The organism is Pseudomonas sp. RIT-PI-o (genome assembly GCF_001297215.1).
GTDB lineage: Bacteria > Pseudomonadota > Gammaproteobacteria > Pseudomonadales > Pseudomonadaceae > Aquipseudomonas > Aquipseudomonas moraviensis_A.
In genome coordinates this window covers 1-22,360 of the sequence record NZ_LHPA01000010.1, presented here as the reverse complement: position 1 = coordinate 22,360, position 22,360 = coordinate 1, and the positions used below count along the sequence as shown (strand labels likewise).

Here is a 22,360-nt window from a genome sequence, read left to right as displayed (position 1 = left end):
GCGCGAGTCGATCGCCAGCGCTACGCGGCCACTACGTCCAGCGGCTCAAAACTGTCCGCCCGCGCCATCTGCCACATCCGCGAGTAAAACTCGCCATTCACTTCACCGGTGAGCAATTCCCCCGGTTTCAGGAACACGTGCAACTGCGAGAACAACTTGATCTCGGTCGCCGACATGCGCCGCACCAGGTGCTTGGCCGACAGTTGCGACGGATGCTCGAGCCCGGCCGCCGCGAGCATTTCCGCCAGCGCTTTGAGCGTGCTGCGGTGGAAGTTGTAGACGCGCTGGGCCTTGTCCGGCACCACCAGAGCGCGTTGGCGCAGGGCGTCCTGGGTGGCGACGCCGGTCGGGCATTTGTTGGTGTGGCAGCTTTGCGACTGGATACAGCCGATGGCAAACATGAAACCGCGCGCGGAGTTCGCCCAGTCGGCGCCGATGGCCAGCACGCTGGCGATGTCGAAGGCGCTGACGATCTTGCCGCTGGCGCCGAGTTTGATCTTGTCGCGCAGGTTCAGGCCGACCAGCGTGTTGTGCACGAACAGCAGACCTTCGCGCATCGGCACGCCGATGTGGTCGGTGAACTCGACAGGGGCTGCGCCAGTGCCGCCTTCCTTGCCATCGACGACGATGAAATCGGGAAGGATGCCGGTTTCCAGCATGGCTTTGGCAATGCCCATGAATTCCCACGGATGGCCGAGACAGAACTTGAAGCCCACCGGTTTGCCGCCGGACAGTTCACGCAGCTGCTGGATGAACAGCATCATTTCAATCGGTGTGGAAAACGCACTGTGGCGCGAGGGCGAAACGCAGTCTTCGCCCATCAGGATGCCGCGGGTTTCGGCGATTTCCCGGGTGACCTTGTGTTTGGGCAGGATGCCGCCGTGGCCGGGTTTGGCACCTTGGCTCATCTTGATTTCGATCATGCGCACCTGCGGGTTCTGTGCCTGCACGGCGAAGCGCTCCGGGTCGAAACGGCCGTCGCTGGTGCGGCAGCCGAAGTAGCCGCTGCCCAGTTCCCACGTCAGGTCGCCGCCGTGCTCGCGGTGATACGGGCTGATGCTGCCTTCACCGGTGTCGTGGGCGAAGTTGCCGAGTTTCGCACCCTGGTTCAGCGCGCGGATGGCGTTGGCACTGAGCGAGCCGAAGCTCATCGCTGAAATATTGAAGATCGACGCCGAGTACGGCTGCGTGCATTGCGGGCCGCCGACAGTGACGCGGAAACCGTTCGGATCGCTCAACGGCGCCGGACGCATCGAATGGCCGATGAATTCGAAGCCGGACTGATAGACGTCGATCAAGGTACCGAACGGTTTGTCGGCGGTCTCGTTTTTCGCTCGCGAGTACACCAGCGAACGCTGGGCGCGGGAGAAGGGCAGGGCGTCGCTGTCGGACTCGAGCAGGTACTGGCGAATCTCCGGGCGGATGCCTTCGACCAGATAACGGATATTGCCCAGAATCGGATAGTTGCGGCGCACCGCGTGGCGCGTCTGCAGCAGGTCGAAGATCCCGAGCAGGCTGAGCACGCCAGTGACAGCGGTGATCGGCCACAGCCAGTCATGGTCGAGGAAAGGCAGGCTGGCGAGAGTGAAAATCACACAGACGGCAAAGAAGGCGTAGCGGCTCAGGAGTGACAGGCTCATACGGTTTCCTTGGGTTCGGACTCGGAATAATCAGCGAAGATTCAGGGATAAACACATTCCCCTGTAGGAGTGAGCCTGCTCGCGATAGCGGTATATCAGCTACAAATGATTTGACTGACCCGACGCCATCGCGAGCAGGCTCACTCCTACAAAAAGCAACTTCACCAAACGATCAGGCGTTTTGTGCCTGAAGAAAAATCGAAAACAGCTCTGACTGGGATTTGATCCCCAGCTTGCTGTACATGTGTTTCTTATGGACTTTCACGGTTTCCACGAAGATTTCCAGCTTACGGGCGATTTCTTTGCTGGAGCAACCGCTGAGCATCAAACGCCCGACATCCAGTTCCCGGAAACCGCCCGCGCCCTGGCAATTCCTTGTGCTCATCGCCTTCGTTGCGCTGTGCGTGCACTACATTGGGGGTGATGCGAATACGCCGCTGTGGTTTGGTTGATGGTCAGCCTCGATCATCTGGCGGTCTGGCTGGGGCTGAGCTGGCTGGCGATCGGCGTGGTCTGTCTCGCCGTGCTCACCGGCGGTTTCCGTCGTCAGCCACCGGAACTGGACTTCCAGGAAGCGACCTGAGTCTTGCGCTTGGCTTACCGCTGACGGGCATGGGATCCTTGGCGCCTTTGCACCAAGGGATTCCTTCATGTCGACCATTCATATCGCCGCTGCCCTGTTGCTCAACGCTCACGGCCAGACCCTGCTGGTGCGCAAACGCGGTACTACGGCGTTCATGCAGCCGGGCGGCAAGATCGAAGCCCATGAGCTGCCGGTTCACGCTCTCGCGCGGGAGCTGGAAGAAGAACTGGGCCTACAGATCGACCCGGCGCAGGCAATCTATCTGAGCCGGTTTTCCGCCCCCGCCGCCAACGAGCCAGGCTTCATCGTGCACGCGGAAATCTTTCAACTGACCATCGATACTGACGTGTGCCCGGCGGCGGAAATCGAGGAAGTCATCTGGGTCGATCCGGCCACTGATCCGGCGCTCGAACTGGCGCCATTGACACGCGAGCACATCCTGCCGTTTTATCGCCGTTCACTGACTGCACTCGCCTGATCATTCCCGCAAAGGACGTTGCCATGATCCCGCTGCCAGACTTGCTGATCTTTGCCGCTGCCGCTCTGCTGATGGTGCTGACGCCGGGGCCGAACATGATCTACCTGATCTCGCGTTCGATCTGTCAGGGCCGCCGCGCCGGCGTGACGTCGCTGCTCGGTGTGGTCGGCGGCTTCTTCGTGCATATGTTCGCGGCGGCGGCCGGCTTGACGGCGGTGTTTCTCGCCGTGCCGATGGCCTATGAAGTGCTGAAATGGGCCGGCGCGCTGTACCTGTTGTGGCTGGCTTGGCAAGCGCTGAAACCCGGCGCACGTTCGCCGTTCGAAGCCCGGCAATTGCCGCCGGATTCGTCGCGCAAACTGATCACCATGGGCTTTCTCACCAGTGCGCTGAACCCGAAAATCGCGGTTTTCTATCTGTCGGTGTTTCCGCAATTCATCAGCCCTGAACATGGCTCCGTTTTCACCCAAAGCATCCTCCTCGGTCTGACCCAGATCAGCGTCAGTTTCAGCGTCAACCTATTGATCGCGCTCTTCGCTGCAGGCATCGCCTCGTGGTTCGTGCGCAACCCGACCTGGCTGGCGGTGCAGCGCTATTTCATGGGCCTGGTGCTCGGCGGCCTCGCGGTGCGGTTGATGCTGGAACAGCGGCGGACCGCCTGAAGTGTGGATCGAACGGCTGGATGCCAGCCATGCCCTGGCGTACCGCGCGCTGATGCTCGAAGCCTACGACCGGCATCCGCAGGCGTTCACCTCCAGCGTGCGCGAACGCGCGGTGATGCCGATGAGCTGGTGGGAGGCACGCCTGACCAGCAAGCTCGATGTGGTGTTGGGGGCATTCGATGCCGGGACGTTGGCCGGGATTGTCGGCCTGGCCTTCGAACCGCGCGAGAAGGCGCGACACAAGGCCACGCTGTTCGGCATGTATGTCTCGGCGGATTTTCGTCGGCGGGGCCTGGGCTTTGAGCTGGTCCAGGCGGCTTTGGCCGAAGCGCAACAGCATCCGGCGCTGAAGCTTGTCCAGCTCACTGTCACTGCCGGCAACGACGCGGCTTTTCAGTTGTATCAGCGCTGCGGCTTCATTCAGTACGGGCTTGAACCACTGGCGGTGCGCGTGGGCGAAGACTATTTCGACAAGATCCACATGTGGCGTGAAGTCTGACCCACCACGCCAATCCTTGTGGGAGCGAGCCTGCTCGCGAAGGCGTCCGTCCAGCCGACATCATCGCTGAATCATCCACCGCTTTCGCGAGCAGGCTCGCTCCCACAGGGGGATCTCTTGATTTGGTTTTCAACGTACGGCGCTGACGCCATCCAGGGTCGAGAACGAGGTGTCCTTGGCGGTCAGCAGGAAATCGCGCATGTACGGCGCATCGAGCATGTCGGTGCGAATCGCTGCATACAGCGTCGCGAACAGACCTTTCTCCCCCAAGCGCTTGCCCTTCACATACCCGCGTGAGCTGTATTCATGCAGCGCCCAGTGCGGCATCCCGCAGACGCCCCGGCCGCTGGCGACCAACTGCATCATCATCACGGTCAGCTCGGAAGTACGCACCTGCGCCGGTTCAATGTCGGCCGGTTCGAGGAAACGGGTGAAGATGTCCAGACGATCGCGTTCCACCGGGTAGGTGATCAGCGTTTCAGTCAGCAGGTCTTCAGGAACGATATACGGCTTGCTCGCCAACGCGTGCTGATTGGCCACGGCGAGCATGGCCTCGTAAGTGAACAGCGGCACGTAAGTGATGCCGGCGAGCTCCAGCGGATCGGACGTCACCACCAGATCCAGATCGCCTCGGGCGAGTGCCGGCAATGGTGCAAAAGCGAAACCTGAAGCCAGGTCCAGCTCGACTTCCGGCCAGGCATCGCGGAACTGGTCGATGGTCGGCATCAGCCACTGGAAGCAGCTATGGCATTCGATAGCCATGTGCAGACGTCCGGCAGTGCCACCGGCCAGACGACCGATATCGCGCTCGGCGGCGCGCAGCAGCGGCAGGGTGGCGTCTGCCAGCTGCAGCAGGCGCAGACCGGCGCTGGTGAAACGCACCGGTTTGGTCTTGCGCACGAACAATGGCATGCCCATGCGTTCTTCCAGTTCTTTGAATTGATGCGACAGGGCTGACTGTGTCAGATGCAGGCGGTCAGCGGCGTCGACCAGACTGTCGGCTTCACGCAGGGCATGCAGGGTTTTCAAGTGACGGATTTCAAGCACCGGCGGGGCTCCATGAACAAAACTTGTGATCAGCGAGGATTGGTTGAGTTTGTCTCATGGTCAGTCTGTTGTCGACTCCGCTGCTTTCGGGGCTGGGCGATTCGACCTTGCTCACAGCGTGGCAGGCTGTGAGCAAGACCGGGCGCTTTAGTCAGATCCGCTCGAAATGCCCGAGCACAACCGACTGTCTGCCGATTTTCGAATAGGGCAGCGTCGGATCATCGGCATGGGTCTGGAAGCGATGCTGCGGCAATTTCAAATGCGCGGTTTCGAAGCGGTTGAACACCGGCGTCGCGTTGCGGTAGTGAAAGTGCGCGTACCACAGCAACTGCGGGGGTTGGCTCGTCAGGTTCCAGATCTCGTACTCCTGCATATAGTCCGGGTGACCGGCATGCCTGCCGAGCAATCTGATCGGTTGCGTTCTGCGGATTTCCACCGCGCCCTGACCGATCAGGTCGTCAAGCATGCCGTCGGTGGGCTTCTGGATGGTCAGAGTGCGTTCGGTGCGCAGGGCGCGCCCGGCAACGATCAGTTCGGCGGCTTGATCACGCAGGCGCTGGATGAGCGGATGGTGCGCGGATCGGGCGGCGATACGGTCGGCACGGGTGTTCAGCTCACCGGCCTGGGTGTCCATCATGTGTTGCAAATCGATCGGCTGCATGCCCCGGTCGGCATTGCTCTGCACTACGGCCCGGTAGGCAGGGATTCTGTCCAGACGCTGCCGGGCATCACTGACCAGACCGGCGAGGCTTACTGAAGGCGTCGCAGGTGGTGGGGCCTGAGCCGGACCGACCTGGCGCGAGCGGCCATCGGCGCCTTGCTCCCAGATCTGCACTTCGCCATCTCTGAGCCGGCGTTCATAAGTCCGACGCTGCGACCGCGTGTCGAATCGTTCCGTGCCATACAGCAGGTTGCCGTCCGCAGTGGTAAAGACGCGCTGGGCAGGCTGTCCGGGCGTTCTCGGCGCCGCTGGTTCGATTACGCCACGGCGGGCACGGCCGGCCATCTGCTCCAGGCCGTCGAGCAGCGGTTCGATGGCGTCCTGATGAAGATGCTCTGGATAGTCCGTCATCCAGATGGTCATTTGCCGTCGGAAGCGCGTGTAGACATCCAGGCATCGCTCAAGCATCTGGCTGCGATGTTGTGCAGTGGCTTGAAGGTTGGGCAGGTCGTACTGGGTGGTCACGGCCTCTCTGACCTCCTTCCAGAGTTCGTCTGTGCGCTCGCGAAAGTACATCCAGGAAACGTCATTGTCGTAGCTGTAATTCTTCACCAGGTCCAGGCGCATATAGGTTTTGTGAAAGAGCAGGCGGGCATCGCTGTGCTGACGATTGATCAGGTTCACACTGTCGATCCGCCCGACCCTGTCGGATCGCAAGGTGATGCGCTCGTACCACTGATTGAGCTGAAGCCGCAGGTTTTCCAGCTCCTCGAATTTGTTTACGTAGTCGATCTGCAGATCCCGAATCCGGGCACGCAACGCCAGTCGCTGCGAACGTGTGCCCGGCGGCAAAGCGCTGAGCATGCCGCTCAAGCGCCGGACGTCCTCCAGCACCATGACGGTGCCGGCCGAGACCTGGCCGGCGCGCATGGCATATCGCGAGGTCAGGCGAACGGCGAGGGAGCTTTGCACGCGGTTGACGGCCCCTTGTTTATTGCCACTGGTGAGCGGCTTCAACTCCTCCAGCGCCTGATAGCGTTGAACGCACAGGCGGATATCTTCCAGGCATGCCGCTTCGGCGGCCGGCAGCAGGGCGCGCTGGTTGGCGGGGCTGGCGTGCTGGAAAGCCAGGATCGCCTTCTTGTGCGCCTCGACCTTGCTATCGATGAGATTGGCCAGGCGTTCAGTCTCCAGTTCCAGCTGCTGGTGGCGGCGAAACGTGCGCTCTGCCCACCAGCGTGGCAAGCGCTGGCGAATCACCGGTGGCCAGTAAGGGTCCAGCGTATCGGCCAGATGTCCGGCGACGTTGCCGCCGCCCCGCAGGCCACCCGCGCTGGCGATCCCGTAGACGCCGTACCAGGTATCCCACTGGCCGCTTTCATCCAGCGCGATCGGTTGTTTGTAAGACTTGCGCGAATTGCCGAACAGGCGCCAGTTGCGCGAGTCCGTGTCGAGCTCCACCTGGTAGATGCGCCCCTGCCGTTCGATAAAATCCCCGTCCGCATGTCGGTAAATGCCACGGTAGAGGCCATGACGGGCGGGTTCGATTCCGGCCAGCGACAGCGGTTGTTCGTAGTCGTAATCCTGGAAGCGGGCCAGCACGTGCCGGGCCTGCCGCTGGGTTTTGCCATGCAGAGCCGCAACGTTGCCCAGCAGCGTATGCACCTGGCGCGCACGTGTCAGCGCGCGAGTGGTGCGCGAGAGCGTCGAGGCCACCGCCTCGCCCGGAAGCAGATCCATGAATGCGTCGATCAACGAGAGAAACATCGCCTCGATGGCGGCCAGGCCATCCGCGACCTCGCCGCGCAAAAACGCCGCCACGGCCTGATTGGCTGCATTCCAGGCGTCATACAGCGCCACCACGGTGCCGACGAAGGGCACCATGCCCAGCGCCATTTTTATGTAATTGAACGCGCGTGGCCCCTTGAGTGCGTAGCGCTCGAAAAACAGCTCATCATTGGAGCGCGAACTGCCGCGATGAGCTTCGAGCAAACGCCCCATGTGCGCGTCGAGCAGGTGCGCGGCCAGAGAAGTCCTCGCCGGCCAGCGCGTGCCGACGTCGATAATCGCATCGAAGTTTTTTTCCACGGCCTGACCGATGCGGCGGGTATGCGCGCGGACATCGCCGTGCAAGGCCTTACCCGCCAGGTATTCGATCCAGCGGTCATTTGCGCACAACGTGAACAGCCCTTTGCGCGCTGACTCGAGACTGTCGTAGCGACGGAAAAATTGCTGATCCGGGCTGTCCGGCAGATACAGCAGAGTCATGCCGCTGATCTGTTCTTCAATGAAGGTCACGCCGGACAAGGTCACCGGGCCTTCGCGCGGCGTATCCTTGCCGCCGGCTGCAAGCGCGACCGGCAGCAGCACGATGCGCTTGCCCTTGGCGAGCCAGGCGTCTGTGGTGTTGGCGTCGATCGCAATGTTCACCACCTCGGCTTCATCGCGGTTCAGATGTTTTTGTGCACGCGCGTTATCACTCTGAATCTTCAGCAGCAGGCGCCAGGGTTCGATCAGGCTTTCACGCCGATGCTGACTGACGAACAGCGCTTCACCGGGCGCGCCATGGAAGGCCTCGTGGATCCTGCGCTCATAGGCCTTGGGCAGGTCCAGCTCCGGCAGGACTTTACGCAGATAGCTCAGGTTGATGCCGTTGAGCAGACGGTTGCGATCCCGTTGGCGCGCGGCATTGACGGTCAGGCGCATGAAAATCAGGCGCTGCGACAGCGAGTCATTGAGCACTGAGTGAACGTTGTCGATATTCAGTTGAGCGAGGTCTTCGAGTGACATCACGCTGTGCGTAGCGCCGGGCACGATCACGGTTTTACGCCGCGGGCCGGCGGGGCTGGCTTCCACCACCGTTTCGGTTCGGGTGGAATCGGGCAATTCGACCTGCACGGAAAAATAGCCCTCGGTGGCGAAGTCCTTGCGCAGGCGTGCGTACAGGTGTTTGCGGGTGAAGTCGTCGCGCGGTTCCAGTGCCCGGGTCATCAGCGCATGGCTTTTGCGCATCGCCTCGATGTACGCCTTGATGTGCTGTTTGAGCGCGATCCGCTCGTTTTCCTGCAGACGCACCAGCCAGTCCGGCAGATGAGTGGCCAGCACACCGCTGCGCTCCTGCTCTTGCACATGCGCGAACATCAGGCTTCTGGCGGCGCTGACCGGGACTTGCACGGCGGCCGTGCACTCCTGACGGAGAATTTCCAGTGCATCGGCGTGCCCGGTCTGGTCGCGCAGCCCGGCGGCCCGTGTTTCGCAATCGGCAATCAGCGCGCTGAGACAATGACGCAGCGGATCAGAGGCAATGGCGTCGAGCTGCAAGGCCGATTCGCTGTCCTGCTCGTCAAGCTTGAACAATTCGAGCGCCAATGCCCGGCGATCGCGAAAGCGCTGCAGGCCACCGCCGCTGCCCGGGCAGTAAAGCAGCAGACTCGCCTCGGACCCGCTGTCCGTCAGCGCAGCTTGCCGCGTGAGGACAAATACGCCGTTGAGCGTCTCGCGCTGCTGCGTAGTGACTGCGTCGCGGGTTTCGCTCAGTGACAGGGTCAGGCTGGCCGCGACCCACTCGGCATCGCGTGCGCTGGCCACAGGGTTGTCCAGCACGGCTTTGAGCAGGTCGTGTTCGGCGCTGTCGATCTGCCCGAGGATCGCTTGCAGCTTCGCCTCGGCATGCAAGCCATCCTTGTGAGCCTGATAAATCGCAGTGAATGTCGGGTCGGAGATGGGGGAGTCGTCGAGCAATGAGGTGCAGGCGTTCTCGCAGGCTTGCTCGGCAATTTCCAGTGCTTTCAGTGCGTCCAGGCATTGTTCAAAGCGCGAACCGTCGCGGTCATCGGTCTGCAGCTGTTCGAGCGCATCGCGCTCGCGCTTGAGCGCGGCATGCCTGACGGCCAGCGGAATGCCAGCGGACAGGCTGCCAAACAACGGAGGAGCGTCGCTCGCGAGGGTATCCGGCGCGACGGACGCCTTGGCTGGCGCGGGCGCTGCAACGATGATCGCTGTGCCCCGCTGATGGTCGATGAGATCGACATGCGCCAGCGCTTGCGCACCGTGGTCGCGCAACCCGGGGTTGCCCCGGTTGCTGTTGCGCAACGCGTTGATCTGCGCATGCTGGCGGTCGGCGAACAGATCGCTGGCACCGGTGATCATCGGGTCGGTCGCGGCGCTGTAATCGAAGCGCTGGATCTCGCGCGGCAGGCCGGTGGGAATCTGCACCTGAGCGGCCAGCCACGTTTGCAGATCCGCTCGATTGTCGAATGCCTGGATGCACGCGGGGCGGCAGGGCAGGTAGAGCAGAGCCCGGGCCGTGGCGCGGTCTCCCAGGCTGATCACCCAAGCCCCCGGGAGTTTGACTTTGCTGTGGTTGCTCAGCACCAGAGCCGGTTTTTCCAGGTGAACCGGCTGACCTTTGAACGTCACCGGGTAGGAGCCGGCATCAACGATGTGCTGCAGCAGGTCGAGCTGTTCGGTGCTGATGGTTTTACTGGCGTACGCAGCGTCAGCGCACGCTTCGAAATGCGTTCGGTACAGTTCGATAGCACGCGTGCGCCGCGACACCGGGGTGCCAGGCGCACGGGCATCCCAGAACCCGACCCAGCGTGTGGCGTGGGCGGACTGCGGGTCGAGCAGCTTGAGCTTTTCCAGCAGTTGCGACGGGTTCAGTGCGTACAGCGGGTGATCAGGCGGCAGACCGATAACGTGGCAGCGCTGGTCGAGCGAGGTATCTGGCGCCGGATGTTGAACGACAAAAGCGCAGGCGTCGGTAAGGCTGACGAAATGCTCCGGCTGCGTTTGGGTGGCAATGAAGCCGAATCCGGTTTTTTCGCCATCCAGTTGCAGCTGTTGTCGCAGCGACGCGTTGATCGTGTCGCGCAGGGCGGGACTTTTCGCAAACAGTTCGCGCAAGCCATTGCTGCTGTCGCGCCAGCGTTGATTGGCCCGTAACAACAGACTTTCGTCGATGGTTTCAGGCAGCGCCAGGGACGTCGCGAACGACTCAGGCGCAGACGGCGGCAAATCGAGTGTGAGGGGTTCGAGCATGGTGGATGACTCGCAAGGGGGAGCGGGGCATCCGCTCCTGTGCGGGTCATTCAAAAGCGTTTGCTCAGGAGCATGGCGGTACAGGGATATTGTCTGCCGCGGCTGGATGACCGCTCGGCACTCTTCATCAAACTGTCATGGAAGTGTGGCAGCGCGCTCGCACGAACTTCATCAGACTCGCGCTCTACTGGGGTGCTGCGTTTTGGTGTTTTTTCATGTTGAAGAGATTTTTTTCAGTCGCGGCCGCGTTGGCCGCGCTTTTGTTCGGGGCCGGCTCGTTTGCAGCAGGGCGCTGTGATGTGAACGTGCCGACCGAGCACGTTGATCTGCCGCAAGTCAGCCTTGCCTATCAAAGCATCGGTCGTGCTTCGGATCCGGCATTGCTGCTGGTCATGGGTCTGGGTGGGCAGTTGATCCATTGGCCGGATGAGGTGGTAGTCGCCCTGTGTCAGCAGGGTTTTAGGGTGATTCGTTATGACAACCGCGACGCCGGCCTGTCGACCTGGCGTCAGGCACCGGCGCAGGCCAACCTGACGTTCGAAGTGCTGCGCTACAAGCTCGGCTTGCCGATTTCGGCGCCGTACAGCCTGACCGACATGGCCGACGATGCGCTGGGTTTGATGACCGCGCTGCAGGTCGAGCAATTCCACGTACTCGGCGCGAGCATGGGCGGGATGATTGCCCAGCACATGGCGGCGATGGCGCCGCAGCGGGTGGAAAGCCTGACGCTGATCATGACCACTTCCGGTGCCGAAGGCCTGCCTGCTCCGAGTGCGGCGCTGGTGCAATTGCTCTCGCGGCGCGGTGCGCCCAATCGTCAAGTGGCGCTGGAACAGCAGGCGGATTTGCTGGCCGCGTTGGGCAGTCCGGCAGTCAGCGATGATCGGCAGGCGCTGTTGCAGCAGGCGGCGGCGTCCTATGATCGTGCGTTCAACCCCGAGGGCGTGAAGCGGCAGATCATGGCGATCCTTGCCGAGCCTAGCCGTGTCGCCTTGCTCAATCAGTTGCGCGTGCCGACCCTGGTGGTGCATGGCACAGCGGATCCGCTGCTGCCGGTGATGCACGGGGTGCATCTGGCGGCGCACATTCAGGGCAGTCAACTGAGGCTGATTCCGGGATTGGCGCATCGGTTTCAGGAGGCGTTCAAGGAGCCGTTGCTGGCGGCGGTGCTGCCGTATCTGCAGGCGCATCGTGAGGACACTTCGCATTGGGCGCAGGTTGAGCCGGTGGCGAAGGGGAATCTGCTTTAGCTGCTGAAGATCAAGAGCCCCTCACCCTGACCCTCTCCTGGAGGGAGAGGGGACTTACGGAGGTGTCTTGCGCTATCCGCCGACCTGAATGAGCGGGTCGATTATGAAAACGCGTTCAAGTTACGCATCCGTAATCGACTCGGTTTCTCAGGTCGATGTAATTTGAAGCACCCTGCGGTCGGCTCCCTCTCCCTCCGGGAGAGGGCTGGGGTGAGGGCAGCCTTTGATCTTAACTGTGCAGCCGCACCCAGACCGTCACCAGCACCGTCGCCGCCATCAACCACGCCACCGCCGCCACGGCCAGCGATGCTTCAAGCCGCATCCGGTCGACCATCACGTACAACGTCGCCAGATAGATGAAGTACGGAATGATCGACCACATGCCAAACACGATCGTGGTCTTCAGGTCGTCGACCGAGCGGCCCTTGCCGACGATGTAATGCGCAATCAGGGCAAAGGTCGGAAACAGCGGTACCAGGCCGGCGATGTAGTAGTTTCTGGTCTTCGACAGTGCCGCGAGGATCAGCACCACTGCGGCGCCGATCGCTGCTTTCAGAATCAGATCCATCAGTGGCTCAACCCGTACTTTTTGACTTTGTCGAACAGCGTGGTCTTGGCCATGCCCAGTTCCTGGCTGGCCTGGGTCAGATTGCCGCCGCTGCGTTGCAAGGCGTCGACCAACAAGTTGCGCTCGAAGGCTTCCACCGCTTCGGCAAACGCCAGGCCCTGGCCGGCGCTGGCCCCGGATTTCTTGAAGGCCGGCAGGCCGAGGGCGAAACGTTCGGCGACGTTGCGCAATTCGCGCACGTTACCCGGCCAGTCGTGGCTCATCAGGTTCGACAGGGTCTGGTTGTCCAGCTCCGGCAGCGCGCGATCAAAGCGCAGCGCCGACTGCTGGGTGAAGTGTTCGAACAGTTGCAGGATGTCTTCGCGGCGTTCGCGCAACGGCGGCAATTCCAGGGTCACGACGTTGAGGCGGTAGTACAAGTCGCTGCGAAATTCGCCGGCCTTGCTCGACTCATCAAGGTCGGATTTGGTCGCCGCAATCACTCGGCAATCCACCGCCACGCTCTGGTTCGAACCGAGGCGTTCGAGGGTGCGTTCCTGCAATACGCGCAGCAGTTTGATCTGCAACGGCAGCGGCATGCTTTCCACTTCATCGAGGAACAGCGTGCCGCCGTCGGCGTGTTCGATCTTGCCGATGCGGCGTTTGCCGGCGCCGGTGAAGGCGTTGGCTTCGTGGCCGAAGATCTCGCTTTCAAAAAGGTTTTCCGGCAGACCGCCGCAGTTCAGCGCGACGAACTGTTTGCTGTGGCGCCGACTGAAATCGTGCAGGCAGCGGGCGACCAGTTCCTTGCCGGTGCCGGTCTCGCCTTCGATCAAGACGTTGGCCGAGGTGTCGGCCACGTTGGCGATCAGTTCGCGCAGGTTCTGCATTGCCGGCGAGCGACCGATAATCCGCCCTTCCAGTGAATCGCGTTCAGCCAGTTGCCGACGCAGCGATGACACTTCACGGGCGAGGCTGCGTTGCTCCAGCGCCCGCCGCGCGACGTCCACCAGACGCTCCGGGGAGAACGGTTTTTCCATGAAATCATAGGCGCCTTTCTGCATGGCGCCGACGGCCATGGAGATGTCGCCGTGGCCGGTGATCAGCACCACCGGCAGGCTGCGGTCACGTTGCTTGAGACGGGTGAGCAGTTCCAGGCCATCGATGCCCGGCAGGCGGATGTCGCTGATAACGATGCCGGCAAAGTTGTCGCCGACCTGCGCCAGCGCTTCTTCGGCACTGCCCACGCCGATGCACGGGATGTCTTCGAGGGTCAGCGCCTGTTGGCAGCCGAGCAGCACATGGGGGTCGTCTTCGACAATCAGCACACTGAGTTCGGGGTTCATATTGGCTCGGCAGAAAGAGGGCTTACCAACGGTAAACTGAGGACGAAGGTGGTGCCACCGCCGGCCGGGTGTTCGACACCCAGATGCCCGCCGGTGGCAGCGGCGAGGCTGGCGGACAGGGTCAGGCCCAGTCCCAGGCCTTGCTCGCCGGGTTTGGTGGTGAAGAACGGTTCGAACAGATGCTTGCGCGCTTCGGCGTCGATGCCATGGCCGTTGTCGCGCACCCGCAGGCGATACTTGCCGTTGAACTCTTCACCCTCCAGCCACAATTGCGGCTGCGGTTGCGCGTGCATGGCGTCGAGGGCGTTGCCGATCAGGTTGACGAGGATCTGTTCGAGGCGGGTCTGATCGATCAGCAACTGCACCTCGGCAAACTGCCGGTGAATCTGCAGCGCGGTGTTTTCCACGCGCGCGCCCAGCACTTGCAACGCGGCATCCACGGCTTTGCCGAGACTGGCCTGGCCCTTGTTGTCTCCACGCCGGGCAAACGAGCGCAGGCTGGCGGTGATCCGGCCCATGCGGTCGATCAAATCATTGATGGTCTTGAGATTGGTGCTGGCGACGTCGAGCTGGCCGCGCTCGAGAAAGCGCACGGTGTTGCCCGACAGCGTGCGCATGGCTGCCAGCGGCTGGTTCAATTCATGGGCGATGCTGGTCGACATCTGCCCGATGGCGGCGAGTTTGCCGGCCTGCACCAGTTCATCCTGGGCGCGGCGCAAGGTCTCTTCGGCCTGGCGACGCTCGCGGATCTGACTCTTCAGCCGTTCGTTGCTGGCGCGCAAGTCGGCGGTGCGTTCGGTAATCCGCCGCTCCAGTTGGCTGTTGGCTTCCTGCAGGGCTTCGCGGGCGGCGAGGCGGGGGGCGGGGGCTTTGCGCCGCTCGTTCCAGGCGGTCAACAGGAAGGCGAACAGGGCAAACGCCACCGCCACCAGAATCCCTTGATTGATCGCTTCGCGGCGCAGGTCCTGCAACGGCGTGAGCAGGGTGAAGTTCCACGGCGTATCGCTCAGCAGTCGGGTTTGCGCCAGATAGCTGATGTCGTCCTCGTCGGGCTGCAATTCGCTGTTGGCCGGGAAGGTCAGTTTCTCCACGCCTTCGGCCAGCGTCTCGCGGGCCAACGGTTGCAGTTCGTTGAGCGGGAACCAGTAGTACTGCAGGCTGCGGGCGAGTTTTTCCTTGACCTCGTCGCTCAGCGGGATCACCGATTTCAGCCGCCTGGCCGGGTCACTGGAGAGAATGATGATGCCGTTCTCGTCGCTGACGAACGCTTCCAGACGCGCCCGTTGCCAGCGTTCTTCCATGGCTTCCAGACGCACTTTGACCACCGCTACGCCGATGATCTTGCCGTGCTCTTCGAGGCCGTGAGCCAGGTAATAGCCGGGCTCGCCATTGGTGCTGCCAATGCCGTAGAAACGCCCGGGCTGGCCGCGCACGGCGTCCTTGAAATAGGCGCGAAAGGACAGGTCTTCGCCCAGGTAACTGTCGACATCGCGCCAGTTGCTGGTGGCCATGACCCGGCCGGTGGTGTCCATCACGTAGATGGCGCGGCTACGGCTACGGCGGTTCAGGCCTTCGAGGTAATCATTGACCGTCTGCCGGTGCTCCGGGGTCGGGTCGGCCAGCAACTGCGGGACGCTGGTTTCGAGTTCCAGCAGGCTGGGCAGGTAGGTGTATTTGCTGATTTCACTTTCGACCGCACGGGCATGCAGTTCCAGCTGGCGCTGGCCGTTCTCGCCGAGGCTGCGGATGCCGAAGTGTTCACTGGTCCAGAAGCCGATGAACCCCAGTCCGACCATCAGGGCGATGATCAGCGGCGGCAGGAACAGATGACGGATCAGACGGGGCTTCACGGCAAGTGATGGCTCTGCAGCGCGATAAAGAGTGGGGTCGCATTTCATCACAGATGCCTTGGGTCAACCAGCGCTGCCGCGGACGACGCACTGGTTTGGTCGAGCCTGGAACCTGTGGCGAGGGAGCTTGCTCCCGCTCGGCTGCGAAGCAGTCGTAAACGCTGCGAATGCGTTGTGTCGGATACAACGCAATTTGCAGGTTTTGCGGCCGCAGCGCGACCCAGCGGGAGCAAGCTCCCTCGCCACAAAGGGCAGATCGGTGGTGCTGTTAGTGCTGCAGGATTTTCTCGAGGAAGTGCTGCGCGCGTTCGGAACGGGCACTGATGTCGCCGAAGAATTCCTCTTTCGGGCAGTCTTCGATGATCTTGCCCTGGTCCATGAAGATCACCCGATCGGCGACTTTACGGGCGAAGCCCATTTCGTGGGTCACGCACATCATGGTCATGCCTTCGTGGGCCAGTTGCACCATCACGTCGAGCACTTCGTTGACCATTTCCGGGTCGAGCGCCGAGGTCGGTTCGTCGAATAGCATGACGATCGGGTCCATCGCCAGCGCACGGGCAATCGCCACACGCTGTTGCTGACCACCGGACAGTTGCCCCGGATGCTTGTGGGCGTGCGCCGACAGGCCGACGCGCTCAAGCAGTTGCAGGCCTTTTTTGGTCGCCTCTTCCTTGCTGCGGCCAAGCACCTTGATCTGCGCGATGGTCAGGTTTTCGGTGATGGTCAGGTGCGGGAACAGTTCGAAATGCTGGAACACCATGCCGACCCGCGAACGCAGTTTCGGCAGGTTGGTCTTTGGGTCGGCAATCGACGTGCCGTCAACCACCACGTCACCTTTCTGGAACGGCTCCAGGGCGTTAACGCACTTGATCAGCGTCGATTTGCCGGAACCCGACGGGCCGCAGACCACGATCACTTCGCCTTTCTTGACCTCGGTGCTGCAATCAGTCAGCACCTGGAAGTCCCCATACCACTTGTTGATGTTTTTGATAGAGATCATACGGCGAACCTTTTCTGCAGACGCTTGACCAGCCGCGAGGCGGCGAAGCTGATGATGAAGTACACGAGACCGGCGAAAATCAGGAACTCATTGGAGCGGCCGATGATGTCGCCGCTGGCGCGCGAGGCGTTGAGGAAATCCACCAGGCCCACGGTGTAGACCAGCGAGGTGTCCTGGAACAGGATGATGCTCTGCTGCAGCAACAGCGGGGTCATCTTGCGGAACGCCTGCGGCAGGATGATCAGGCGCATCATCTGTCCGTAGTTCATGCCCAGTGCTTGTGCAGCACCCATCTGGCCCTTGGAAATCGACTGCACACCGGCACGGACGATTTCGCAGAAGTACGCCGCTTCGAACATCATGAATGCCACGACGCAGGAGGTGAACGCACCGATCGGCGTGTCTTCGCCAGTGATCCAGCGCAGCACGAACGGCACCGCCAGGTAGAACCAGGTGATCACCAGCAGCAGCGGAATCGAGCGGAAATAGTTGACGTAGGCGCCAGCGATGCTCGACAGCAACTTGTTGTGCGACAGACGGCACAGCGCGAGGATCGTGCCGAGAATCATCCCGCCGATCACGCCCATGGCCATCAGCTTGAGGGTCATCACCATACCGTTCCACAAACCGGGAATGGCCGGGACGATGCCACTGAAATCGAATTCCATTATTTACCCCCCACGGAGATCAGGCCGGGCACCGCGACTTTCTTCTCGACCAGGCGCATCAGCAGCATCAGGCTCATGTTGAGGGTGAAATAGATCAGCGTCGCCAAAGTGAACGCTTCGAACAGGTTGGCCGAGAACTCGGCGGTCTGTTTGGTCTGCGCCAGCAATTCCATCAAACCGATCAGGGACGCCACGGAGGAGTTCTTGAACACGTTGAGGAATTCCGAGGTGAGCGGCGGAATGATGATCCGGTAGGCCTGGGGCAGCAGCACGTTCCAGTAGATCTGCGGCAGTTTGAAACCCATCGCGCGGGCGGCGGATTCCTGGCCACGAGGCAACGCCTGGATACCGGTGCGCACTTGCTCGCAGACACGGGCGGCGGTGAACAGACCCAGGCAGACGACCACGCTCAGGTAGGCCGAAGTGGTCGGGTTGAGGTCCTGCTTGTACCACTCCTGCAGATCCGCCGGCAGCAGATCGGGTACCAGGAAGTACCAGATGAACAGCTGCACCAGCAGCGGCACGTTACGGAACAGCTCGACGTAGCAGGTCGCAATGCCGGATACGATGCGGTTCGGCACGGTGCGCATGATGCCCAGCAGCGAGCCGAGCAGCAGGGCGATGATCCACGCCACGACGGCGATGGCGATGGTCCAGCCCAGACCGGAGATGAACCAGTCGAGATAGGTCTCGCTGCCCACGCCGGTGGACTTGAAGAACACGCCCCAGTCCCAGTTGTAATTCATTAGGGTCTCCCCTCGATTCGATCGATGTACAAGTGCCCGCCTGGGGAACTCCGTTCCCTCCCCAGTCTTTTTTCAAAGACCGGGCACACGCGATCGGCTCGACAGCCACCGGTTCGAGTGTTTCCAGAAAAATGCCAGCAGGGAGTGACCATCCCCTGAAAAGGCAGGCGCCTCCTCAGGGGATAAGGTTAGTCAGAAAATCAGGACTTTTTGTCGTCAGCCGCTTTGTCGGTCGGAGTGGCGATCAGCGCCTTGAGCTCGTCGCTCATCGGGAAGTTCAGGTTCAGACCTTTTGGCGGGATTGGCGCCATGAACCACTTGTCGTAGATCTTGTTGATCTCGCCCGATTTGTAGGTGGCGACGATCGCGTCATCCACAGCCTTTTTGAACGGCGCATCACCCTTGCGCACCATGCAGCCGTAGATTTCGTACGACTGTGGCGTGCCGGTCACTTCCCAATCGGTGGCTTTCTTGGCCTTGGCCGCTTCGCCGGCGAGCAGGGCGTCGTCCATCATGAACGCAACGGCACGGCCCGATTCCAGCATCTGGAAGGATTCGCCGTGGTCTTTGGCGGAGATGACGTTCATGCCCATCTGCTTGTCGGCGTTCATCGCCTTGAGGATGCGCTCGGAGGTGGTGCCGGCGGTGGTCACGACGTTCTTGCCTTTCAGATCGTCGAAATCCTTGTACTTGGAGTCTTTCTTGGACAGAAGACGGGTACCGATTTCGAAGATGCCGACGGAGAAGTCGACCTGCTGCTGACGCTCGACGTTGTTGGTGGTCGAACCGCACTCGACGTCCACGGTGCCGTTCTGCACCAGCGGGATACGGGTCTGCGAGGTGACGAGGTTGTATTTGACTTGCAGGTTCGGCAGGTCGAGGTCTTTCTTGATCGCTTCGACGATGGCCAGCTGGATATCGTGCGAGTAGCCGACCGGCTTGCCGGACGCATCAGCGATGTAGGAGAACGGGATGGAGGCGTCACGGTGGCCAAGGGTGATGACACCGGACTCTTTGATCTTCTTCAGGGTGCCGGTGAGCTCGGCGGCGAAAACTGGCGTGCTGATCAGAGCGGCAGCAATGGCTGCGCCCAGGATATGGGGAACGATGCGCATCAAATTTTCCTCGACTTTGTTTTTTTTATGGAGCCAGTTTGTCGGCCCTTTTTGTGCTTCGAATGCCTGACGGCTCCTGAAGTGTTGGCACAACAGGCATTCGTCGAGAGAGTGTAGAGCATGACTCGTGCCAGAGCAGGCACCATTGGTTAATGCCTTGTTTTATAACGTTATTAAACTTTTGTGGCGGCAATTTGATGGGGCGCTGATCCGGTTAACCGAACCGACTGAGGAGTCGCGTTCGGAAAACCGAATACTTGTAACTCGCGGGCTCAGGCTTCCCGGCTCAGTGGTGTTTCATGCAAATACAGCCACTTCACCCCGGCTGGCTGCGCGCTCAGGATCGCCACCGACGCCCGCGAGTGTTCAACGCCGTCCAGACGATGGGTTTCTACGTAGCTCACGGCCAGCCTGTCGTCCTGCTGCCATAGCGTGTGCAAATCACTGATCTCGATATCGAGTCCCTTTCTGGCGCCCACGGCTCCCCTGAACAGTTGCTCCACTTCGCAGCGGTCCAACGGAATCGCCGAGATACCGAGCATGCTGAAATCTTCGGCAAATGCCTGCATCAACGGCTCGATGCTGGCGGCGCCCATGCCGTCGGCATCGGTGAACACCCGAAGGATCAGCTCGTGGACGTGGTGAATACTGTGTTCGGCCTGTTCGATGGGATCGTTTGTCATGGGCGTTCCTTTGCAGGGGAGAGTTGATGCATCTGCAGCAGCGGGAAAAGCCCGATCAGCGCTGCAATCGCGAACGTCAGGTGATAGGCCGGCGTGGTGTCGAGCCGCTGGAGCAGCACGTTGAAGATCATCAGAAACAGTGCGGCGCCGAGGCTGAAAGACATCTGGCGATTGATGTTCCAGATGACACTGGCCTTGTGCATATCGCCGTCGGCGAAGTCCATCATGGAGGTGGTCTGCGCGGTATTGGCACCTATGCCGCCACCGATGCCCATCAGGCTGTAAGCGATCACGATGATCCACAGATCACCTGGCGCACTGACCAGCACCAGCGTGGCAATGCCGGCACTGTGCAACAGCATGCCGAGGGTAAACAGGCGCCTGGCGCCAACCCGGTTGTAGACCCGGCCGCCAATCGTCATCGCAATGAACGCACCGATGGCGTAGAGGAGCATGAACATTCCCGTCAGCCGGGCGCTGAAGTGCAGGGTGCTCTGCAGGTAGAAAATGCTCATCAGGTTGACCCCGGTGAACACGCCCGGAATCGCGTAATAGATGAAAATCGACGTGCTGAGTTTTCTGCTTCTGAGCAGGCTCAAGTCGATGATCGGGTTGTTGCAGCGGCGGTAGTGCAGCAGATACAGCGCGATGAATATCAGCCCCGCCATGACAAAACCCAGCGCTGCCCATGGCGGATAGTCGCCGCCGTACAGCGACATCCCCATCAGCAGACTGGCGAGCGCCGCGCTGACCAGCAACAGGCCTTTGATATCCGGGCGTTGAAGTCTGGCGGGGCGGCTTTCCCTGATCCACAACCAGGACAACCCGGCGGCAAGCAGCGAAAACGGAATGTTGCTGTAGAACACCCAGCGCCAGGAACTGATGTCGACAATGACGCCGCCCACGGTGGGCGAAATCGCTGGTGCGAGCAGTGCGACGGCCATCACCAGCGTGGATATTCTCGCCCGTTGCTCACCCTGGAAAAGATTGAACGCCAGCGCTTGCCCGACCGGAATCAGCAGGCCGCCGCCGATGCCCTGGATGAAGCGCCAGATCACCAGTTCCTCGAAGCTGTCGGCCTGGCCGCACAGCCATACCGCTGCTGCAAACAGCAACATCGAGGCCGTCAGGATTTCGCGGCTGCCCCAGCGTGCGGCCAGCCAGGTGCTCACCGGAACGATCAGCGTCAGGCCGAGAATGTAAGCATTGCCAACCCATGCCACCGCTGAGCTGTTGACGTGCAGTGTTGCCGACAGACTGGGCAGCGCCACCGCCGACATGAAGATGTTGATGCAGTCGATAAAGAAGCCGAGCAGGAAAACCCACGCGACTTTATAGCGGTAACTCATGGTGTTTTCCCCTTTGTCGTCAAGCATAGGGGCGATAGACTCCGGCCGTCGATGCACTGGGGCTGAACACAATGTTTGAAGGGATTGAACCGTGACGCAGGGCGCCCTGCATACGCACTTGAACCGGGTACAGACGTTTCTGGCGATCGCCGAACTGGGTTCGTTCACCAAGGCTGCCAGCCATCTCAACCTCAGCCGGGCCATGGTCAGCCTGCACATCAAGGCGCTGGAGGCGGCGTTGTCTACAACGCTGTTGATGCGCAACAGTCGTGCTGTGTCTCTGACCGAGGCCGGGCAAAGCTTTTACAACGAATTCAAAACCATCGTTGCCGATATCGACACTGCCTTCGACAGGGTGATGCACGGCACAAACCGCGTTTCGGGCACGTTGCGGATCAGTTCCACCAGTGAATACGGCGAGCGATTCATCCTGCCGCTGATTCCGTTATTCGCCGAGCGCTATCCGGACATCCGCCTGTGCTACGACTTCAACTCTTCGCTCAACGATCTGCTCGCCGAACGGCTGGATCTGGTGGTTCGCCTGGGCAACCTGGCAGACTCGGCATTCAAGAGCCGGAAACTGGCGGAGTATGAAATTGTGCTGGTGGCGACTGAAGGGTTTCTGGCCCGCCATCCGGTAAAAACGCCTCAGGATCTCAATGCCGCACCGTGGATCGCCAACAGCAATTTGCTGGCGCCGACGCAGTGGGTTTTACGCGATGGTGTGGGGGAGGGGGTCGAGGTCAATGGCACGCGTCAATTCCAGTCAAATTCCTCGACGGCGATTCGTTCGATGACCTTGTCGTCGCTAGGGGTATCGGTGTTGCCTGTGTGGATGGTTGAAGACGATATGGCCTGCGGGCATCTGCTGCGCGTGTTGCCGGAATACTCGCTGCCGTCACAGCCGATCAGCCTGGTGTTTCCTGATATGCCGCATCTGCCGCAGAAATCGCGGGTGTTTATCGATTTTCTAGTGGCACATCTGGGGCGCTGAAATCAAAAGCCCCTCACCCTAACCCTCTCCCGGAGGGAGAGGGGACTGACCGAGTTGTTCTTGCGAGCTTCGCCGACCTGAAATGTCGAGCCGAACTCAGGTCATGAAAAGCATGAAGATCTGCTCCCGTTCCCCCTCGCCCCCCTTGGGGGGAGAGGGCTGGGGTGAGGGGGGGGGCTGGATCTTGCGGGGACCACCA

Annotated in this window: 17 protein-coding genes and 2 pseudogenes; 6 read left to right on the top strand and 13 right to left on the bottom strand. The window is 61.2% G+C overall.

Annotated features, from left to right (window positions below):
• Nucleotides 1–20: 20 nt before the first annotated feature.
• Together AEQ63_RS02610 and AEQ63_RS27025 are read right to left on the bottom strand one after the other, a co-directional pair.
• Nucleotides 21–1,640 (bottom strand): FMN-binding glutamate synthase family protein, encoded by a 1,620-nt coding sequence (locus tag AEQ63_RS02610; protein WP_064361669.1) that lies wholly within the window; start codon nucleotides 1,638–1,640, stop codon nucleotides 21–23.
• A gap of 172 nt (nucleotides 1,641–1,812) precedes the next feature.
• Nucleotides 1,813–1,989 (bottom strand): annotated as a pseudogene (locus tag AEQ63_RS27025) (response regulator transcription factor); the annotation flags it as partial.
• Between the two features lie 87 nt (nucleotides 1,990–2,076).
• Here AEQ63_RS27025 and AEQ63_RS27635 point away from each other — a divergent pair.
• The 4 genes and pseudogenes from AEQ63_RS27635 to AEQ63_RS02595 all read left to right on the top strand — a co-directional run.
• Nucleotides 2,077–2,223, top strand: a pseudogene (locus AEQ63_RS27635) (amino acid permease); the annotation flags it as partial.
• 67 nt (nucleotides 2,224–2,290) lie between these two features.
• A complete protein-coding gene (locus AEQ63_RS02605; RefSeq protein WP_064361668.1) occupies nucleotides 2,291–2,701 on the top strand; it encodes an NUDIX hydrolase in 411 nt (136 codons plus the stop codon).
• Between the two features lie 23 nt (nucleotides 2,702–2,724).
• Entirely contained in the window at nucleotides 2,725–3,363 is a 639-nt protein-coding gene (locus AEQ63_RS02600; protein ID WP_042607386.1) for a LysE family translocator, read from the top strand.
• Nucleotide 3,364: 1 nt separating this feature from the next.
• Nucleotides 3,365–3,862, top strand: a complete 498-nt coding sequence (locus tag AEQ63_RS02595; protein WP_064361667.1) for a GNAT family N-acetyltransferase — start codon at nucleotides 3,365–3,367, stop codon at nucleotides 3,860–3,862.
• 129 nt (nucleotides 3,863–3,991) lie between these two features.
• Here the strand turns inward: AEQ63_RS02595 and metR are convergent, their stop codons facing one another.
• Both metR and AEQ63_RS02585 read right to left on the bottom strand, forming a co-directional pair.
• Entirely contained in the window at nucleotides 3,992–4,909 is a 918-nt protein-coding gene (metR, locus tag AEQ63_RS02590) for a transcriptional regulator MetR (RefSeq protein ID WP_042607384.1), read from the bottom strand.
• Nucleotides 4,910–5,060: 151 nt separating this feature from the next.
• A complete protein-coding gene (locus AEQ63_RS02585; RefSeq protein ID WP_064361666.1) occupies nucleotides 5,061–10,610 on the bottom strand; it encodes a dermonecrotic toxin domain-containing protein in 5,550 nt (1,849 codons plus the stop codon).
• Nucleotides 10,611–10,825: 215 nt separating this feature from the next.
• On the opposite strand from AEQ63_RS02585, the gene AEQ63_RS02580 reads away from it, so the two are divergent.
• Nucleotides 10,826–11,860: an alpha/beta fold hydrolase gene (locus AEQ63_RS02580; protein ID WP_064361682.1), complete on the top strand. Its 1,035-nt coding sequence runs from the start codon at nucleotides 10,826–10,828 to the stop codon at nucleotides 11,858–11,860.
• 229 nt (nucleotides 11,861–12,089) lie between these two features.
• Here the strand turns inward: AEQ63_RS02580 and AEQ63_RS02575 are convergent, their stop codons facing one another.
• The 9 genes from AEQ63_RS02575 to AEQ63_RS02535 all read right to left on the bottom strand — a co-directional run bounded on the left by AEQ63_RS02575 (nucleotide 12,090) and on the right by AEQ63_RS02535 (nucleotide 21,167).
• Complete coding sequence (locus tag AEQ63_RS02575; protein WP_172667875.1) at nucleotides 12,090–12,419, bottom strand: GlpM family protein; 330 nt, start codon at nucleotides 12,417–12,419, stop codon at nucleotides 12,090–12,092.
• A gap of 8 nt (nucleotides 12,420–12,427) precedes the next feature.
• Nucleotides 12,428–13,753, bottom strand: coding sequence for a sigma-54-dependent transcriptional regulator (locus AEQ63_RS02570; protein ID WP_024014166.1), 1,326 nt, complete (start codon nucleotides 13,751–13,753; stop codon nucleotides 12,428–12,430).
• Nucleotides 13,750–15,651, bottom strand: a complete 1,902-nt coding sequence (locus AEQ63_RS02565) for a sensor histidine kinase (protein WP_064361665.1) — start codon at nucleotides 15,649–15,651, stop codon at nucleotides 13,750–13,752. The genes AEQ63_RS02570 and AEQ63_RS02565 overlap by 4 nt, the downstream gene beginning before the upstream one ends.
• A 220-nt stretch (nucleotides 15,652–15,871) precedes the next feature.
• The gene (locus tag AEQ63_RS02560; RefSeq protein WP_016773390.1) at nucleotides 15,872–16,606 is read right to left on the bottom strand and encodes an amino acid ABC transporter ATP-binding protein; all 735 of its coding nucleotides are present in this window, start codon (nucleotides 16,604–16,606) and stop codon (nucleotides 15,872–15,874) included.
• A complete protein-coding gene (locus AEQ63_RS02555; RefSeq protein WP_016773391.1) occupies nucleotides 16,603–17,274 on the bottom strand; it encodes an amino acid ABC transporter permease in 672 nt (223 codons plus the stop codon). Before AEQ63_RS02555 ends, AEQ63_RS02560 begins: the two co-directional genes overlap by 4 nt.
• A complete protein-coding gene (locus tag AEQ63_RS02550) occupies nucleotides 17,274–18,020 on the bottom strand; it encodes an amino acid ABC transporter permease (RefSeq protein WP_042607379.1) in 747 nt (248 codons plus the stop codon). Before AEQ63_RS02550 ends, AEQ63_RS02555 begins: the two co-directional genes overlap by 1 nt.
• A 200-nt stretch (nucleotides 18,021–18,220) precedes the next feature.
• A complete protein-coding gene (locus AEQ63_RS02545) occupies nucleotides 18,221–19,135 on the bottom strand; it encodes a glutamate/aspartate ABC transporter substrate-binding protein (protein WP_042607378.1) in 915 nt (304 codons plus the stop codon).
• 272 nt (nucleotides 19,136–19,407) lie between these two features.
• Nucleotides 19,408–19,818 (bottom strand): DUF4440 domain-containing protein, encoded by a 411-nt coding sequence (locus tag AEQ63_RS02540; RefSeq protein ID WP_064361664.1) that lies wholly within the window; start codon nucleotides 19,816–19,818, stop codon nucleotides 19,408–19,410.
• Entirely contained in the window at nucleotides 19,815–21,167 is a 1,353-nt protein-coding gene (locus tag AEQ63_RS02535) for an MFS transporter (RefSeq protein ID WP_064361681.1), read from the bottom strand. Before AEQ63_RS02535 ends, AEQ63_RS02540 begins: the two co-directional genes overlap by 4 nt.
• 106 nt (nucleotides 21,168–21,273) lie before the next feature.
• Between AEQ63_RS02535 and AEQ63_RS02530 the strand changes: the two genes are divergently transcribed.
• Nucleotides 21,274–22,161, top strand: a complete 888-nt coding sequence (locus AEQ63_RS02530; protein WP_064361680.1) for a LysR family transcriptional regulator — start codon at nucleotides 21,274–21,276, stop codon at nucleotides 22,159–22,161.
• The last annotated feature ends 199 nt before the right edge of the window (nucleotides 22,162–22,360 follow it).